Origin of the sequence: Pedobacter sp. W3I1, assembly GCF_030816015.1 — a bacterium.
GTDB lineage: Bacteria > Bacteroidota > Bacteroidia > Sphingobacteriales > Sphingobacteriaceae > Pedobacter.
The window spans coordinates 416241-433579 of the sequence record NZ_JAUSXN010000001.1; the positions used below are offsets into that span (position 1 = coordinate 416241).

Genomic DNA, 17339 nt, shown 5'->3' on the forward strand with positions numbered 1-17339 from the left:
TCGACAAGCTCAGGATGACAAAACGAGTGGTTTTGACTTACAAAAATAAGAATTATTCCTCTATTGGGCAGAAAGTAAAGATATTCAGTTGCCCGATATTTAAAATCTCATCGGTAACTTCTGCCATTTGCTTGGTGGTAACGGCATTTATCTTCTCAAAAACAGTTTCCAGCGAATCGATTTTGTTGTGATCGATCAGGCTTTTAGCCATTGAAATGATTAAACCAATCCTGTTTTCTTCTCCCAAAGCAATCTGTCCGATAAATTTGTTTTTGGCTTTTTGAAGCTGTAAGTCATTTAAAGGATGTTCCCTGAGCTTTTTGATCTCCTTAAAAATTAAAGAAAGCGCTTTGGCCTGTTTTTCTTTATCAGTTCCGAAATAAATGGAAAAAATACCCGTATCGCTTAAGGGCGAAAAATTGGATTCGATGGTATAGGCAATCCCATATTTCTCTCTGATCTGCAGATTTAATACCGAACTCATCCCATTGCCGCCAAAGTAATTATTCAACAGCATTAAAGCCACCTTTTGCGATTGGTGCGTAGAATATGCCTGTGTGCCTACAATGCAATGTGCCTGCATGATTGGCTTATAAATAGTAGTATTGCTTTGTGGAAGTATACCTGGTTTAACCCTTTCTTTGTTTGGATTATTCTCTTCAACATCAGCAAAATGCTTGCTCCCTTTATTTACAACACTATTTAAGGTATAATTTCCCAGCACAGCAACTACAATTTCGTTGGTGCGATAATTGGCCTTCCTGAAATTGATTACATCCTCTCTGGTAAAATGCTGCACGGATTCGGTTGTGCCCAAAATATTGTTGCCCAAAGCATGACCAGCGAAAAGCATGTCTTCAAAATCATCATTAATGGCTTCCTCAGGCTGATCTAAATAAGAAGAAATCTCATCCAAGATTACACTTTTTTCTTTATCCATTTCCTCTTCAGGGAAAGTGGAGTGGAACAGAATATCGTTGAAAAGATCTAGTGTTCTATCTAAATATGGATTTAAAAAAGAAGCGTGCACGCAGGTATATTCTTTGGTGGTGTAGGCATTTAAATCTGCCCCAACACTCTCTAAGCGATTTAAAATCTGATTGGTGCTCCGTTTTTCGGTACGCTTAAAAATCAAATGCTCAATAAAGTGTGCTAAACCCGCTTTGTTTTCAGGTTCGTCGCGCGATCCTGTGTTAACGATGATGCAAGCGTGAGATATGGCAGAGGCCGAAGGCACATGCAGTAAGCGTATACCGTTTGGCAAAGTGTGAACATTGTATTCCATTGAGGGGCAAAGATAAGGCTAATTGCTTACAAAGCCTCGGTATCCGGGTATTGCAATTGTAAAGCGGAAATCAATTTATCTCTGGTTGGCCTTTTGAGTATCAAAAAAATAAAATTAGCAGCACCGAATATTAAAAAGAATGAATTATGTGTTATAAAAAAACCTACCACATTGAAAAGCGCCCCTCCTTCCAGTAAAGCTGAAGTAATGATAAATGCACTTTGGTACATATTGATTTTTACATCAGCAGGAGCAGCTTTATCAATTTTAGCGATTAAATTTCTGTAAAAAAAGATACTCGCCGAGATGGTAATCAATCCCATTATCGGAAATATTGGATTAAAAGGCGAAGTGGTTTTAGGGTTCGCATCAAAAAACATCATGTCACGGTTAAGAAATATGGTTACCAGTGCAAAGAGAAAAACGCCAGAGCATAAAGCAAGATGGATAATTTGGAGTGTTTTTAGTTTGGTGTTCATTGTGAGGTGAAATATAATTTATTAATGGTTTAAAAAGATCCGTCATCTCGACCGAAGCGCAGCGAAATGGAGAGATCTGTATAGTTAGATTTCTCGACTGCGTTGCACTCCGCTCGAAATGACGGATTTAGGGAAATTTATTTCGTTATCCCCTCCAGCGAGAATAAAAATGCCCAGCGCAATGAAACGTCTTTTAAATAATCGAAACGGCCAGACGCACCGCCATGGCCAAATTCCATATTGGTTTTGAGCAGTAAAACATTTTTGTCGGTTTTTGTGGCCCTTAATTTGGCTACCCATTTGGCAGGTTCGAAATACTGCACCTGGCTATCGTGTAAGCCTGTAGTAACTAACATATTTGGGTAAGCTTTTTTCTCTACATTTTCATAAGGAGAATAGCTTTTCATATAATCGTAGGCTGCTTTTTCTTTCGGATTGCCCCATTCATCAAACTCATTGGTGGTTAGCGGAATACTTTCATCCAGCATGGTGTTAATTACATCTACGAAAGGAACATCAGCAATAATACCGTTCCATAAATCGGGTGCCATATTAGCCACAGCACCCATCAATAAACCGCCAGCACTACCGCCGTGTGCGTATAAATGGCCTTTTGATGTGTACTTCTGATCAACAAGATATTCTCCTGCCGAAATAAAATCGGTAAAAGTGTTTTTCTTTTTCATTAGTTTACCGTCTTCATACCATTGGCGGCCCATTTCTTGTCCGCCACGAATATTGGCAATAGCGAAAACAAAGCCACGGTTTAACAAACTCAACCTTGGTGAAGAAAAGTTTGCATCTGTGCTCGATCCATAAGATCCATATGCATAAAGCAGTAAAGGCGCATTGCCGTTCTTTTTAAAACCCTTTTTGTAAACCAGTGCGATAGGGATTTTTGTGCCATCTTTTGCTGTTGCGAAAACCCGTTCAGTTGCATAATCTTTCGGATCGTAACCACCAACAACTTCCTGTTGTTTCATCAGTTTTTTATCCTTTTTCTCCAGGTCGTAATCGTAAACAGAATTTGGCGTCGTTAAAGAAGTATAGGAGTAACGTAATGTTTTACTGTTGTATTCAGGGTTCGCACCAACACCCGCCGCATAAACCGGTTCATCGAATTTAATATAATAGTCGCTGCCATCTTTTTTCAGTACACGCAGTTCGGTCAAGCCATTTTTACGTTCAGAAAGAACCAGGTGGTCTTTAAACTCTTCTCCGTATTCCAATAATACATATTTACGGTTCGGGATAACCTCTTTCCAGTTTTCTTTTTCTGTTTTATCTAATGGGCATTCCATCAAACGGAAATTTTTAGCATTCCAGTTGGTTATGATGTAAAACTTATCATCCACCGGCAAAATGTCGTATAAAACATCTTTTGAGCGGGGAGAAAATACTTTAAAGGCAGCTTCAGGATGATCGGCATCAATCATTCTATATTCAGCAGTTAATGTTCCTTGTGATGCAATAAAAATAAAACGACCATTTTTCGATTTCATTACACCGATATAGTTACTGTTGTCTTTTTCATCATAAACAACCACATCTGTTTTAGCATCTGTACCAAGCGTGTGTTTTTTGATTTTTTCGCTTAATAGTGTAACTGGATTTTTTGAGGTATAAAAAAGCGTTTTATTATCATTCGCCCATGCTACCCCACCTTCGGTATTGGTAATAGCATCTTTTAGCATTTCGCCGGTTTCTAAATTTTTAACATTGATGGTGTACTGGCGACGCGAAACCTGATCAACGCCAAAGGCCAAAAGCTTATTGTCGGGACTAACGCTAAATCCGGTTGCGCTGTAATAGGTATGGCCTTTTGCCAGTTGATCTACGTCTAAGAGTATTTCTTCCGCGGCCGATAAGCTCCCTTTTTTACGGCAATATTTAAAATATTGCTGCCCGTCTTCGGTTCTGGTGTAATAGAAATAACCATTCCTGAAAACAGGGACAGATTCGTCTTTTTCTTTAATTCTACCTTTCATTTCTTTAAACAGATCAGCCTGAAATTGATCTGTACTTTTCATCATCGTGTTGAGATAGGTGTTTTCGGCTTTTAAATAATCGACAACTTTTGTGCTGTCAGGACCTTTTTTAAAATAATCGATCATCCAATAATAATTATCTACAACGGTATCGCCGTGTATAACTCTTTGGTGCGGAATAATTTCTGCTACCGGAGCTTTGGCATCTGGCCACTTAATCGCTTTCATTTCTTTCTTTTGAGGGTTATTGCAAGCCATAACGGTACTAAGTACAATTAAGCCAGGTAAGATACGTTTCATAGTGGTTTGAATTAGGTTGAATGCAATTTAATAATTTAGTTCAATAGTTCAGTTGCTATTAGTTCATTAGTGGCGTTGCGGTTAACTGGTTACTGTTTAAATCGGTTAATTGGCTCCAAACTCAATAGTTTAATAGTTCATTAGCCATTGGTTCATTAGTGGTTAATCGGTTAATTGACTCTAAACGCCAAACTAATTACCATTTTAACAAAAATCCATTATGCCTATAGATAATCATCTGATTTAGAAAAATTGATGGTAAATTGCCACATCAAATTGCTTGAAAATAATAATGAAATTAGGGTACAAAAAAATAGTTGTTAAAGTTGGTTCGAATGTAATTACACAGACGAATGGTTTGCCAGATGAAGCAAGGATTAAACATCTTGTGAATCAACTGGCGGATATAAAAAAACTTGGTATTGAAGTTATTCTGGTTTCTTCGGGTGCGGTAGCATCAGGCAGAAGTTTGATCAAGGTATCTGAAAAACAAGACGCCGTAACTACCCGACAACTATTGGCAGCCATTGGACAGGTAAAGCTGATTAATACCTACGCTAATTTCTTTGCAGCACATGCTATACAATGTGCACAGGTTTTGGTTACGAAAGAAGATTTCCGCGATCGGGCACATTATTTAAACATGAAAAACTGCCTGCAGATTTTGCTTCAGAACGAGGTAATACCTGTAGTGAATGAAAACGATGTAGTTTCGGTTACCGAGCTGATGTTTACTGATAATGATGAACTGGCAGGGCTAATTGCCTCGATGTTAAATGCCGATGCGTTGATTATTTTATCGAATGTAAATGGCATCTACAATGGTGATCCGAAAATTGAAGGATCTGCTGTTATTGAGGAAATTAATGGTTCGGTTGCTAACCTGGCCTCTTTTATCCAAACGGGTAAATCGCAGTTTGGCCGCGGCGGGATGATCACCAAATCGACCATGGCACAAAAGGTGGCTAAACTGGGCATAACCGTTCATATTGCCAACGGAACGAAAGATGATGTGCTGACTTCTTTATTAAATAAAGAATTGGTGCATACACGCTTTGTTCCCGAAAAAAGTAAATCTGGCAAGAAAAAATGGATTGCCCATTCTGAAACTGCCGCAACAGGGATTGTGAAATTGAATGATGGTGCAAAAGCGGTATTAACCTCTGGGAGAGCAACCAGTTTATTGCCCATAGGGATTATCGAAATCCAAACTGACTTTTTAAAAGGTGATATTATTAAAATCGTAGACGAAAAAGATAACCTGATTGGGTTGGGAATCGCTGAATACGGATCAGATAAAGCCAGAGAGCGGATTGGCCAGAAGAAGCAAAAAGCTTTGGTGCATTACGATTATTTTTACTCGGCTATTTAAAGGTTTACCGCAAAGGACACAAAGAGAAGACGCAAAAGAACGCAGAGGCAATATGAATAAATGAAAGCAAGTAGCTTTGCGTTTCTCTGCGAAAACTTAGCGCTCTTTGCGGTTAATAATTAACAAAATGAATTACAAACAATACTTCGAAAAAGCAAGGCAGGCCAGTCGTACCATGATTAGCCTAAGCAAAGAAACAACTGATGTGGTGCTAACCGATCTGGCTACTGCTTTAGTGGCAAATACAGGCGATATTCTTGTTGAAAATGCTAAGGATTTAGCCAAAATGCCCATCGAAGATCCCAAATATGACAGGCTAAAACTAAGTGCAGCACGTATTGCAGATATTGCGAATGACCTTATAAATGTTGCAGGCTTAAGTAGTCCGTTGGGTAAAATTATTTCAGATAAAACATTGGAGAACAAACTCCATATTCAAAAAGTGAGCGTGCCATTGGGTGTGGTAGGTGTAATTTACGAAGCCCGCCCGAATGTTACTGCCGATGTATTTTCGCTTTGTTTTAAAACCGGAAACGTTGCTGTGCTCAAAGGAGGCAGTGATGCTGAGTTTTCGAACCTGGCCATTGCCAAAGTGATACACAACGTGTTAAATTCACATGGAATCAGTACTGATGTTTTAACACTTTTGCCAGCCGAAAGAGCTGCAACTGAAGCTTTATTAAATGCAAGAGGTTTTGTTGACGTTTTAATCCCAAGAGGTAGTCAATCGTTAATTAGTTATGTCCGCGAAAACAGTAAAATCCCGGTTATTGAAACCGGAGCCGGAATTGTACACACTTATTTTGACGAATCTGGAGATTTAGAAAAAGGGAAGGCAATTATTTTTAACGCCAAAACCAGGAGGGTAAGCGTTTGTAATTCGCTGGATTGTGTGCTGATTAATCAAAACCGGCTTAATGATCTATCTGCGCTTTTATCTCCTTTGGCTGCTGGTAATGTAGAATTATTTGCTGATGAAAAAAGTTATGAAGTATTAAAGGCTTCTTATCCTGCGCAACTGTTAAACCAGGCTAAATCTGAACATTTTGGTATAGAGTTTTTATCGTTAAAGCTAGCCGTTAAAGTAGTAGCTGATTTAGATGAAGCATTGAACCATATTGCCAATTATAGCTCTAAACATAGTGAAGCCATTATTTCTGAAGATGCCGCTAACATTGCCCAATTTTTAAATGAAGTAGATGCGGCTGCAGTTTATGCCAATGCCTCTACCGGATTTACAGATGGTGCACAGTTTGGCCTTGGTGCCGAAATTGGCATTAGTACGCAAAAACTTCATGCCCGTGGCCCGATGGGCTTAGAAGAATTAACCAGCTATAAATGGGTGGTTAGGGGTGACGGGCAAGTGAGGGACTGATCGATTTTATTGTCAATTCTGAAGCTTAATTTATTGTATAAAAATCAATATAAATAACAGTTGATTTTTAAGGAGATAAACGGTCTTGACGTATCGTCATTTCGACCGTAGTGGAGAAATCTTTTAAATATCATTTCAATAATTTGCTTAAAAGATCTCTCCATTCCGTTACACTCCAGTCGAGATGACGACCTTTCTATAGCGATCTGTCATTGATAGTGCAGTGAAGAATGACAGCATAATATTATAATTCAAAAACCTCTCCCCTTTCTGGCACGGCAACATTAAAGCCATCTTCCTGCAGTGCCAGTGATAAACTTTGCAGGCTTTTATCTTCACCATGAACCAAGAAAACTTTTTTGGGTTGGCCAGTTTGTTTAATTGTTTTCACTAAATCGTTATGATCTCCATGACCGCTGAGCAGATCGGTTTGGTGTATCGTGGCGTAAACCATCATTTCCCGGTCTTTAATGCGCACAATTGGTGCTCCACTTAGTAACTTATATCCAAGCGTTCCTTTGGCGCAGTAGCCGATAAAAAGAATGGTACAATAATAGTTTTGAATGTTATAATATAAGTGATCCTGAATCCGCCCGCCCTCTAACATACCTGCAGAAGAAATGATAATACAAGGATCGAAATAATTGGAAACATCTTTACTTTCTTTCATCGTTTGAACGTAAGCCAGATGCTCAAATTCAAACTCATCGCCCATGGTTTGGTAAAAATCTTTCGCTTCCTGATTTACCAGGTTATGGTGTTTGCGGTAAACCTCTGTAGCCTGGATCGCCATAGGGCTATCAACAAAAATCTGAATGGGTGGCAACAGTTTTTTGGTGAAAATCTGGTTTAAGGCAAATACCAGCGATTGCGTACGGCCAATACTAAATGCGGGAATAATCAATCGACCAGGACTTTTAATACAGGCATCCGTAATTTCCTGAACTAATCTTTCCTCTAAGGTTTGATCTTTGGTGTGCATCCTTCCGCCATAAGTTGCTTCGCTTACCAGGTAGTCAACCTCAGGCAACGGCGCTGGATTAACCAACACCGGGTAGTTCTCTCTGCCGATATCGCCTGTAAAAGCAATTTTCTTCTCTATACCATTATCATTTATGGTTAAAATAGCTGCCGCAGCACCAAGTAGGTGGCCAACAGGCACAAAGGTCAGGTTAATATCCCCATTAACCTTAAAAGGTTTGTTAAAGGCAATGGTTACAAAACGATCGATTGTATCCATCACATGTTTGTGCAGATATAAAGGTTTTGGTCCGCTGAAGTTACCACGTTTGGTTCTGGGTTTTCGGCTGGCTTTTCTTAAAAAAAGCTCAACAGAATCGAATAATAATATCGAAGTTAAATCGGCTGTTGGTGGTGTACAGAGCACCTGGCCCTCAAAACCCAATCGAACCAGTGTAGGTAAATTACCGGAATGATCGATATGCGCATGCGTTAAAACTACGAGGTTAATGCTTGCCGGATCGAATGGGAATTGTTGGTTTTCTTCCTGATAAGTTTCCTTCTCATAATCTAATCCGCAATCTATCAGTATTTTATAGTGCCCCACTTCGAGCAGGTGCATACTTCCTGTTACCTGCTGTGCTGCTCCCCAAAACGTTAACTTCATCTTCTTATCTGTACGGTAAATTCTTTGCTCGTAAAGTAATATAATTGATGGGATTTTTAAACAATAAGACGTAATTTTTTAATTATAGTTCATCTTCTTGCCTAAACTTTAGTATCCTTAATATTTCACTTTTAGCCTCCTCAGAAAAATCTTCTAAATCAGACTGTGTGAGTGTTTGGTCTAAGAGCATGCCTATAATGGTATCAAAAAACCACGAATTTCTCAGGCCATCGTATCTTCTGGCGATGTGTTTATCGAAATCTTTTATCGCCGTAAAAATTTTATAATAATCTTCTCTGTTGTCTTCCGGTTGTTGTGTTTTCCATTGGTCTAAAATTTTGGAAAATGCCTGCATTTCTTTTTTTAGTTCCCGTTGTAAAGCTACCTCGAATAACTTTCGGGCAACTTTGTTGTCTGCTTTTGAAAAATCCATAATGTAAATTATACCATAAAGATAAGAATGTCTTATCTGTAACCTTGCTTAACCCAAAGAAAAGATTTTTTATCTTTGAAGAAAAATATCCGACATGCAAGAACCTTTTGATATAGAAATAGGACCAATTAATTATTCAGTTTTTCCAGAAGGAGATGATTCGTATACCATTTTTAAAGATGGAAAAGAATACATTCAGATTCAAAAAGATACTTCATCTATCTGGTTGAAAATGGATTATAAAACCGAACTTCCGATTTTTGAGGAAGATGAAGAAGTAAATGCTATTGGGCAGGCTATTGAAAAATATGTGCCTGAAGAAGATGATGAGGAAGAAGAAGAATTATAATATTAAAAAGGCCCGATTTTTTAAAATCGGGCCTTTTAAGTTAAAATTACTGGGTTTATCTTGTACAGTCTGCTGACCAAGTACCCTTTGAATTACTAACCGCAATTTTTAATTTGCTGGCATTAACACTTATACCAGTTAGTCCATCGCCAATGCTAATATAGGTATCACCTGAACCTTGAAATTTTACTCCTGTAATATCAGGAATGCCTGTACCAAAAATAAAGTTATAGGTATCGCCAGCTTTAACTACCCTTACTTTTCCATCATCATCACTAATGCTTTTAGAGCCGTCATTGTAAGTAATTGTACCAGAATAAGTACCCACAAAGAAATCTCGATCTGCTGGATCGGTATCTTTTTTACACGATACCATTACGGTTAATGCTATTAAAAGCATGCTGAAAATTTGAACTGTCTTTTTCATCTCTTTCACTTTTTAATTTTAAATAGGTAATAAATGTAACAGGGCTATGACAACGACTGTGCCAAAGCATTGCGGCATTACTTAAATAAGTATTTAAATTCAAGTAAAATGAAATTATTATTTTATTTTAAATATCTGTAATTCAGTAGTTTGATTGATTTTAAGAGAGCAAAAGATGAAAATCTTCTAAATGTTATGTTAGAGGTTTAAGCTAAAGATATAAAATGATAAAACTGTTCAGTTTAATTGAATAGGAAGAACTTGGCTTCATCATTTATTTAATTTATCTTTTAGTGTTATGATTTGTCTTTAAAATCGTGGCGATTTTTTTATCCAGGTCTAAATCTTCAGTATCATTAAAAGATGCGCCAATTGAATATGGTACGCGGTTTTTATCAAGCCTATACAATTGATAATAATTGGTTCCTGTTAAGCCATAACTAACAATTACCTTATATTTTTTATTATAGCTGGGGTTAACAATTTTATCGAAATCTTTTACCTTGGTTAAGGTGTGTTTTTTGGGATTAATGAGATAAAGGTTGTAAAACGAATTTCCCCCTCTTGCTCCGGTATCTTTGAAAATTAAGAGATCTTTTACTCCATCACTGTTATAATCTTCGTAGCTAATATTGTTCGCGATCTGGCGCATTTCGATATTTTCTTTCCAGAAAATTTCGTCGGTTTTTGGCCCGCTTTTACCGAAATAAATATTGGCATTGCCGAGTTCCTCAACAGGAGCTCTGTTCGTTATGAGGTGCTGTATGGCCAGTACATAACTTTTGTTTTTAAATGGATAAACATATTGCCACGTACCTTTTGCATGAGCTTGATGGAATATTTTTTGCGCAAACGTATGGCTGGTAATGAAGGTAAGACATAAAAACGATATTCTATTCATGTTTAGAAGTTTGTACTAACCATCAAAAATGATTGGTTGATTTTTTTAAAATGCTTAGATTTCTGAAATTTTATTAGCAAGTTCTTCTGCCATTTCATCAAGTGTAAACAATCTGCCCCAATTAAATTTCTTCCATACGGTTTTCGGTTTATTGCTTTTGTCGCTAAACATGTTGCCGCCAGAAGTTTCACTTTTTTTACGTGTAGAGAAATTGAGGCTGGTAATGGTTTCCTCTCCCGAAGAACGGCTATAGCTCCCTATGTGAAAGCCAATCAGTTCCATTTTCTGGTTTTGGAACCTGAAGGTATAATCAAGATTGCTTACTTCGTAAGAACCACAGCTCAACCAATATTGATAACTTAAAGTAAGGACTCCGTTTTTTATGCTGATGGCTCCGGTTTCTTGTAAAGGATCGGCGAGGCAAGTGCTAACTGTATCATTTTCAGTTGGGATAAATTTATTGTTTTGAGCCTGTAAACTGTATTTGCCGGACGTTTTAAAAAGTACCAAAAGCATACGGGGGTTTACATTCAGTTTGTCTCCGCCCATACGATCGTTTTTGATGATATTTTTTGGATTGGTGTTCTGGATAATGATCGCTTCATCAGGTAAATTATCTTTATTTAAATCACCTTTGGCCTGATAAATCATTTTCCATCCTTTCGGAATAAAAGCATTGGTGTTTATGCCTTTTTCGGGGATTTTCGGATGATCGCTTTGGGCAAATAACTGAACAGAAATTATGAATGAGCCTAAAAACAAGAAGATAAATTTTTTCATATATGGGTATTTGCTAACCAATAAACTTAATCTTTATCAAGATAACAAATAAATTAAACCGCTTCTTTTAGTAAATGATTTACCCTGCCCAACCCTCTCTATCCAAACTCCTGTAATTAATCGATTCTGCTAAATGTTCGAGCTCTATATTTTCACTGCCAGCTAAATCGGCAATGGTACGTGCTACTTTCAAAATCCTATCGTAAGCACGTGCAGATAATCCTAATCTTTCCATCGCTGTTTTTAAAAGGCCGGTGCCAGCCTCACTAATTTCACATACTTTTCGAACCATTTTAGGGCTCATCTGCGCGTTGCAGTATATCTCCTTTTTATCTGCAAAACGTTTATCCTGAATTTCCCGGGCCTGAATGACACGTGCCCTGATGTGGTTGCTTTTTTCTGCTTCCTGCGAAGAGGCAAGTTCGGTAAAATCAACAGGGGTAACTTCTACATGAAGATCAATCCGATCTAAAAGCGGTCCTGATATTTTACTCAGGTATTTTTGAACCACACCAGGTGCACAAACACAATCTTTCTCCGGGTGATTATAAAAACCACACGGGCATGGATTCATTGAGGCCACCAACATAAAGCTGGCTGGATATTCTACCGAAAACCTGGCCCTTGAAATGGCCACTTTACGGTCTTCTAAAGGTTGGCGCATTACCTCTAAAACAGTTCGTTTAAATTCGGGCAGTTCATCTAAAAATAAAACGCCATTATGCGCCAGTGATATTTCTCCAGGTTGTGGATTCATCCCGCCACCTACCAGGGCTACATCGCTAATGGTGTGGTGTGGAGAGCGGTAGGGACGGATAGTCATTAATGCATCGGCTGCTGAGAGTTTTCCGGCAACCGAGTGGATTTTTGTGGTTTCTAAAGCTTCATTTAAATTTAAGGGTGGTAAAATAGTGGGCAGGCGCTTGGCCAGCATAGTTTTGCCTGCTCCTGGCGGACCGATTAAAATAACATTATGACCACCAGCTGCAGCAATTTCCAGTGCTCTTTTTATATTTTCCTGACCTTTAACATCTGCAAAATCGTGCTCATAATTATTGATGTTCTTTAAAAATTCTTCTTTAGTATCCACTTTAACCGGTTCCAGTGTTTCACTTTTATTGAAAAAAGCAAGCACCTGAGCCAGGTTTTCTACCCCATATGCAACTAAATCGTTTACAATGGCTGCTTCGCGAACGTTTTGTTTGGGTAAGATAAATCCTTTAAAACCTTCTTGTTGTGCTTGTATGGCAATTGGTAAAGCGCCTTTTATGGGCTGTATACTTCCATCTAAAGAAAGTTCGCCCATGATGAAATAATCTTCCAGTTCGTCTGCAGGAATTTGCCCTGATGCTGCTAAAATGCCGATGGCAATGGGCAGATCGTAGGATGAACCTTCTTTTTTCATGTCGGCAGGTGCCAGGTTTACCACGATTTTTTGCTTGGGCATGCGAAAACCTGAGACATTAATGGCACTAGCCACCCTTTGCAAACTTTCTTTTACCGCATTATCGGGCAGGCCTACCATATAGTATTTGGTACCCGCGCTAATATTCACTTCGATTGTTATGGTTAGTGCATTTACGCCATAAACAGCACTCCCGTATGTTTTTACAAGCATTAATTTTAATTAAAAATAAATTCGGATGTAAATTATTCGGGATGAATATTGATTCTAATATACAGATTGTTTAAACAAAGATCAAGTTTTAGTATTGATAAGCGAGTTGGTTTCACTAACGCTGTTAATAAACCTGATTGGACGAATGCCGATTCCTTCTATCGGCAGCAGGGAAAGCAGGGCTGAAACCCCCTATGGAATACTAAGCGCCCATTTCCAAAACCTATAAAACAAAAAATCCCAACCATTACCGATCGGGATTTATATCATTTTAAAGATACTGAAACAAGTTCAGCATGACGCTGCAAGTTGCGATCAGGATTTGTATTTTCTCACGTAAATAAGACCTTACGCCCTAAACCCTCTACCTTAAACCTTCTAAACTATCTGCCAAATGGCATTTTAGGCATACCTTTCATCATAGCTGCTGCGGCTGCCGGGTTCGAAAACTGCTTCATCATTTTACGCATATCTTCAAATTGCTTAATCAGCTTAGTAACTTCTTCTACCTTGCTGCCCGATCCTTTTGCAATACGTAAACGGCGGCTTTGCTGGATGCTATCCGGGTTTTCTTTTTCAAATGGGGTCATCGAATTGATAATCGCTTCGATTGATTTAAAAGCATCGTCCTGGATATCCACATTCTTCATCATTTTGCCTACACCAGGAATCATGCCCATCAGATCTTTCATGTTACCCATTTTCTTGATCTGCTGAATCTGGTTGTAGAAATCGTTGAAATCGAATTTATTCTTGCGGATTTTCTTCTGAAGTTCTGCTGCCTCTTTCTCATCAAACTGCATCTGTGCACGTTCAACAAGCGAAACCACATCACCCATGCCCAAGATACGCGATGCCATACGATCAGGATAGAAAACATCAAGTGCTTCCATTTTCTCGCCGGTACCGATAAATTTAATAGGCTTGTTTACCACCGATTTAATGGAAAGTGCTGCCCCACCGCGGGTATCGCCATCTAATTTAGTTAAAACAACGCCTGTAAAATCAAGCCTGTCGTTAAATATTTTGGCTGTATTTACCGCATCCTGACCAGTCATCGAATCCACCACGAATAAAATTTCGTGCGGCTGTGTTTTGGCTTTGACTTCAGATATTTCGTTCATTAAAGATTCGTCGATCGCTAAGCGACCTGCGGTATCGATAATGATTACGTTATTTCCATTTTCTTTACCGTGTGCAATACCTTCTAAAGCAATGCCAACAGGATCGTTTGATGCGCGGTTTGCATAAACCGAAACACCAACCGAGGTTCCTAAAACCTCCAATTGATCTACAGCCGCCGGGCGGTACATATCGCCAGCAACCAACAATGGTTTTTTACCCTTACCTTTTAAATGTAAAGCCAGTTTGCCTGCAAAAGTAGTTTTACCCGCACCGTTTAAACCTGCAATTAAAATAATAGTAGGGTTTGCTTTAGTATCTAACTCTGTAACTTCACCACCCATTAAGGCTGCAAGTTCATCGTTCATTATTTTGGTAAGCAATTGACCTGGAGAAACGGCAGTAAGCACGTTTTGCCCCAACGCTTTTTGCCTCACATCATCGGTAAATGCTTTTGCTGTTTTATAGTTAACATCGGCATCTAATAATGCTTTACGGATCTCTTTCATGGTTTCTGCCACGTTGATTTCCGTAATGCTGCCTTGTCCTTTTAGTACTTTAAATGCTCTGTCTAGCTTGTCCTGTAAATTATCAAACATCTTTTTTTTAAGCTAAAGGCTTCATGCCAGAAGGCAAAAAGCTACTTGTTTTTAATAAAAGGCAAATGTATCAAATTTTGCTTGTAAATCTTTGCAACTCAAAGTCAAAACTTTAGGAAGATGAATATTAAATTTCTTTTGGTGCAACATTTTGATTAAGGCGTGGTCTTATAGCTAACTAACCTAAACGAATGAAACGCTGCATCCTCCTTTTTTTTATACTTATTTGTGCTTTTTCTCAAGCCCAGGATATTTCGAAACAGCGTCAGCTGGAAGCAAAAAGAACCTTGCTAAGCCCTAAAATAGATGGTATTTTAGATGATGAATGTTGGAATAATGTTCCTCTAGCTACTGATTTTATTCAGATCAGGCCAAATCCGGGAAAGGTAGAAGCTCAAGATCGGCGCACCGAAATGAAGGTGCTTTACGATGATGTTGCGATATATGTTTATGCCCGAATGTACGATCACCCTGACAGTGTTTCTCATGAATTGGTTTCGAGGGATAATATTGGCAATGCCGATTTCATTTCAATTATTGTAGACCCCTTTTATGATAAGATGAATGGAAATGGCTTTTTCGTTACGGCTGCAGGTGTTCAGTTTGATGCAAAATATTCGCAGGTTGGTGATGAAGACGCCAACTGGAATGCGGTATGGGAAAGTGCCGTTAAAATTGATGATAAAGGCTGGACATGTGAAATGAGAATTCCTTACTCGGCCCTGCGTTTCTCTAGTAAGGATATCCAGAACTGGGGTTTAAACTTTAGCCGCAGGATACAGCGGAGCAACACACAGACCTTTTGGAATTTTGTAGATCCTAAAGTAAATGGTTTTATCAATCAGGAAGGGTTGTGGATGGGAATAAAAGATGTTAAACCTCCGTTAAGATTATCTTTTTCGCCATATATTTCGGCCTATGTAAACCATTATCCGGTTAATTTGCCCGGGGTAAAAAACACAACCTCGCGGTTTAATGGGGGTATGGATGTTAAATATGGAATCAACAACAGTTTCACACTGGATATGACCTTAGTACCCGATTTTGGGCAGGTACAATCTGATAACCGGATCTTAAACCTCACTCCTTTTGAAGTGAAATTTAATGAAAACCGACAGTTTTTTACGGAAGGAACAGAACTGTTTAACAAAGGCGATCTGTTTTATTCGAAGCGGATCGGCTCTATACCATCTTATTACAATTACAGTGAGGTGGGCAGCAGTGATAAAATTATAAAAGATCAAACCGAGGCTAAGGTGCTCAACGCCACAAAAATTTCAGGACGAACGGCAAAAGGTTTGGGTATAGGCATTTTTAACGCAGTTACGAATAGCATGCAGACCGAAGTTGAAGATGTACAGGGCAACCTTCGTGAGGTAGAAACCCAACCGCTTACCAACTATAATATTCTGGTTTTCGATCAATCTTTAAAAAATAACAGTTCGGCTACGTTTATCAATACAAATGTGCTGAGGCAAGGCTCTGCTTACGATGCCAATGTAACTGCTTTACTGTTTAACCTGAACAATAAAGGCAATAAATATTTTGTAAACGGTGCAGGTAAAATGAGCTATTTACGGGGCAAAGAAACCAGTACCGGATATAGTTATGGGCTTAAATTTGGTAAACAGAGTGGTAATTTTCTCTGGAGCTATTCGCAGCAATACGCTGATCACAAATTCGACCCTTCTGATTTAGGCTTTTTTACCAATAACAATTTTTTAGATCAGGTGGCGGATTTCCATTACAATATTTATAAACCAAGCAGTTGGTACAATCAATTACTAAGCTACCTTAATATTTTATACTCGCGGAGAGCTATGCCGGGTAGCTTTCAAACGTTTTCTGTAGAAGGCGGACCTTACGTCCAATTCAAAAATCTTTGGTCGGCAGAAGTAAATGGTATTTATACCGCGGCAAAAAACGATTTCTACGAATCGAGAAACGGGCAGGTATATAAGGCTCCCGAAAGTTATAGTGCAGTTTTATACATTAACCCTAACCGTGCAAAAGCGTATAATTTTGGCGGAAACATCCGCTACAGAGAACAAGAGCTTTTTAAGGGAAAAGAGTACAACTTTTACTTTTTCCAGAACCTGAGGATAAATGATAAAATCGCCTTTGGTTTAGATTTGAATTTTAACCCAAATTACAATTATGTAAACTGGGTAACCGCACAGGGTGATCAAGCTATTTTTTCTAAATACGACCGTAGAACCGTAGAAAACTCCTTTGATGCCAAATATACCTTTACTAATTTAATGGGTTTGACTGTAGTATTGAGGCATTATTGGAGCGACAGGAGAAATAAAGAATTTTTCTTGCTTAAACCGGATGGGAATTTAACCGATTATGTTGGAGCGCCTTTAAACGGACTGGACAGAAACTATAATGTGTTCAACATCGATTTAATCTACACCTGGCAGTTTGCGCCGGGTAGCACCCTTTCTGTTTCGTACAAGGATGCAGCAGAAACTAATGATACCTATTATACGCAACGGTACAATAAAAACCTGAGTGGAATTTTAAATGCGCCGCAGAACAACAGCCTTTCGGTAAAGGTATTGTACTATGTTGATTATCTGGACCTCAAGAAAAAAAAGGAAAAAGGTTTAGAAAGATTTAGTCTGGACATTTCCTAGCTTGGGTTTAAACCCAAGCTAGGAAAAAATATACATCCAAGA

14 protein-coding genes are annotated in these 17339 nt (G+C 38.5%); 4 read left to right on the forward strand and 10 right to left on the reverse strand.

Annotation, left to right across the window (positions count from 1 at the left end):
• Window positions 1–52: 52 nt before the first annotated feature.
• From QF042_RS01820 to QF042_RS01830, 3 genes are all read right to left on the reverse strand, one after another.
• Entirely contained in the window at window positions 53–1285 is a 1233-nt protein-coding gene (locus tag QF042_RS01820; protein ID WP_307524752.1) for a pitrilysin family protein, read from the reverse strand.
• 26 nt (window positions 1286–1311) lie between these two features.
• Complete coding sequence (locus QF042_RS01825) at window positions 1312–1764, reverse strand: hypothetical protein (protein WP_307524754.1); 453 nt, start codon at window positions 1762–1764, stop codon at window positions 1312–1314.
• A 137-nt stretch (window positions 1765–1901) separates the two neighbouring features.
• Window positions 1902–4052, reverse strand: coding sequence for a S9 family peptidase (locus QF042_RS01830; protein ID WP_307524756.1), 2151 nt, complete (start codon window positions 4050–4052; stop codon window positions 1902–1904).
• Window positions 4053–4344: 292 nt separating this feature from the next.
• Here QF042_RS01830 and proB point away from each other — a divergent pair, with 292 nt between their 5' ends.
• Both proB and QF042_RS01840 read left to right on the forward strand, forming a co-directional pair.
• A complete protein-coding gene (proB, locus tag QF042_RS01835; protein WP_307524757.1) occupies window positions 4345–5424 on the forward strand; it encodes a glutamate 5-kinase in 1080 nt (359 codons plus the stop codon).
• Between the two features lie 127 nt (window positions 5425–5551).
• Window positions 5552–6799, forward strand: a complete 1248-nt coding sequence (locus QF042_RS01840; RefSeq protein ID WP_307524759.1) for a glutamate-5-semialdehyde dehydrogenase — start codon at window positions 5552–5554, stop codon at window positions 6797–6799.
• 244 nt (window positions 6800–7043) lie between these two features.
• Here QF042_RS01840 and QF042_RS01845 read toward each other — a convergent pair whose 3' ends face one another.
• Window positions 7044–8426 carry an MBL fold metallo-hydrolase RNA specificity domain-containing protein gene (locus QF042_RS01845; protein ID WP_307524761.1) on the reverse strand — a complete coding sequence of 461 codons (1383 nt, stop codon included), beginning with the start codon at window positions 8424–8426 and terminating at the stop codon, window positions 7044–7046.
• 82 nt (window positions 8427–8508) lie between these two features.
• Window positions 8509–8859, reverse strand: a complete 351-nt coding sequence (locus QF042_RS01850) for a hypothetical protein (protein WP_307524763.1) — start codon at window positions 8857–8859, stop codon at window positions 8509–8511.
• Window positions 8860–8953: 94 nt separating this feature from the next.
• On the opposite strand from QF042_RS01850, the gene QF042_RS01855 reads away from it, so the two are divergent.
• Complete coding sequence (locus tag QF042_RS01855) at window positions 8954–9208, forward strand: hypothetical protein (RefSeq protein WP_307524765.1); 255 nt, start codon at window positions 8954–8956, stop codon at window positions 9206–9208.
• A 55-nt stretch (window positions 9209–9263) separates the two neighbouring features.
• Here QF042_RS01855 and QF042_RS01860 read toward each other — a convergent pair whose 3' ends face one another.
• The 5 genes from QF042_RS01860 to ffh form a co-directional block, all read right to left on the reverse strand.
• Window positions 9264–9635 (reverse strand): hypothetical protein, encoded by a 372-nt coding sequence (locus QF042_RS01860; RefSeq protein WP_307524767.1) that lies wholly within the window; start codon window positions 9633–9635, stop codon window positions 9264–9266.
• A 283-nt stretch (window positions 9636–9918) separates the two neighbouring features.
• Complete coding sequence (locus tag QF042_RS01865) at window positions 9919–10536, reverse strand: hypothetical protein (RefSeq protein WP_307524769.1); 618 nt, start codon at window positions 10534–10536, stop codon at window positions 9919–9921.
• 54 nt (window positions 10537–10590) lie between these two features.
• Entirely contained in the window at window positions 10591–11316 is a 726-nt protein-coding gene (locus QF042_RS01870; protein WP_307524771.1) for a hypothetical protein, read from the reverse strand.
• 79 nt (window positions 11317–11395) lie between these two features.
• Window positions 11396–12934: a YifB family Mg chelatase-like AAA ATPase gene (locus QF042_RS01875; protein WP_307524773.1), complete on the reverse strand. Its 1539-nt coding sequence runs from the start codon at window positions 12932–12934 to the stop codon at window positions 11396–11398.
• A gap of 383 nt (window positions 12935–13317) precedes the next feature.
• Entirely contained in the window at window positions 13318–14655 is a 1338-nt protein-coding gene (ffh, locus tag QF042_RS01880) for a signal recognition particle protein (protein WP_307524776.1), read from the reverse strand.
• A 191-nt stretch (window positions 14656–14846) separates the two neighbouring features.
• Between ffh and QF042_RS01885 the strand changes: the two genes are divergently transcribed.
• Window positions 14847–17297, forward strand: coding sequence for a DUF5916 domain-containing protein (locus QF042_RS01885; RefSeq protein WP_307524778.1), 2451 nt, complete (start codon window positions 14847–14849; stop codon window positions 17295–17297).
• Window positions 17298–17339 lie beyond the last annotated feature (42 nt).

Excerpts from the sequence above, each read along its gene's own strand:
- QF042_RS01855 (WP_307524765.1), top strand. The coding sequence starts at position 8,954 with ATGCAAGAACCTTTTGATATAGAAATAGGACCAATTAATTATTCAGTT.
- QF042_RS01830 (WP_307524756.1), bottom strand. The coding sequence starts at position 4,052 with ATGAAACGTATCTTACCTGGCTTAATTGTACTTAGTACCGTTATGGCT.
- QF042_RS01885 (WP_307524778.1), top strand. The coding sequence starts at position 14,847 with ATGAAACGCTGCATCCTCCTTTTTTTTATACTTATTTGTGCTTTTTCT.
- proB (WP_307524757.1), top strand. The coding sequence starts at position 4,345 with ATGAAATTAGGGTACAAAAAAATAGTTGTTAAAGTTGGTTCGAATGTA.
- QF042_RS01860 (WP_307524767.1), bottom strand. The coding sequence starts at position 9,635 with ATGAAAAAGACAGTTCAAATTTTCAGCATGCTTTTAATAGCATTAACC.
- QF042_RS01850 (WP_307524763.1), bottom strand. The coding sequence starts at position 8,859 with ATGGATTTTTCAAAAGCAGACAACAAAGTTGCCCGAAAGTTATTCGAG.
- QF042_RS01820 (WP_307524752.1), bottom strand. The coding sequence starts at position 1,285 with ATGGAATACAATGTTCACACTTTGCCAAACGGTATACGCTTACTGCAT.
- QF042_RS01845 (WP_307524761.1), bottom strand. The coding sequence starts at position 8,426 with ATGAAGTTAACGTTTTGGGGAGCAGCACAGCAGGTAACAGGAAGTATG.
- QF042_RS01840 (WP_307524759.1), top strand. The coding sequence starts at position 5,552 with ATGAATTACAAACAATACTTCGAAAAAGCAAGGCAGGCCAGTCGTACC.
- QF042_RS01865 (WP_307524769.1), bottom strand. The coding sequence starts at position 10,536 with ATGAATAGAATATCGTTTTTATGTCTTACCTTCATTACCAGCCATACG.
- QF042_RS01875 (WP_307524773.1), bottom strand. The coding sequence starts at position 12,934 with ATGCTTGTAAAAACATACGGGAGTGCTGTTTATGGCGTAAATGCACTA.
- QF042_RS01870 (WP_307524771.1), bottom strand. The coding sequence starts at position 11,316 with ATGAAAAAATTTATCTTCTTGTTTTTAGGCTCATTCATAATTTCTGTT.
- QF042_RS01825 (WP_307524754.1), bottom strand. The coding sequence starts at position 1,764 with ATGAACACCAAACTAAAAACACTCCAAATTATCCATCTTGCTTTATGC.
- ffh (WP_307524776.1), bottom strand. The coding sequence starts at position 14,655 with ATGTTTGATAATTTACAGGACAAGCTAGACAGAGCATTTAAAGTACTA.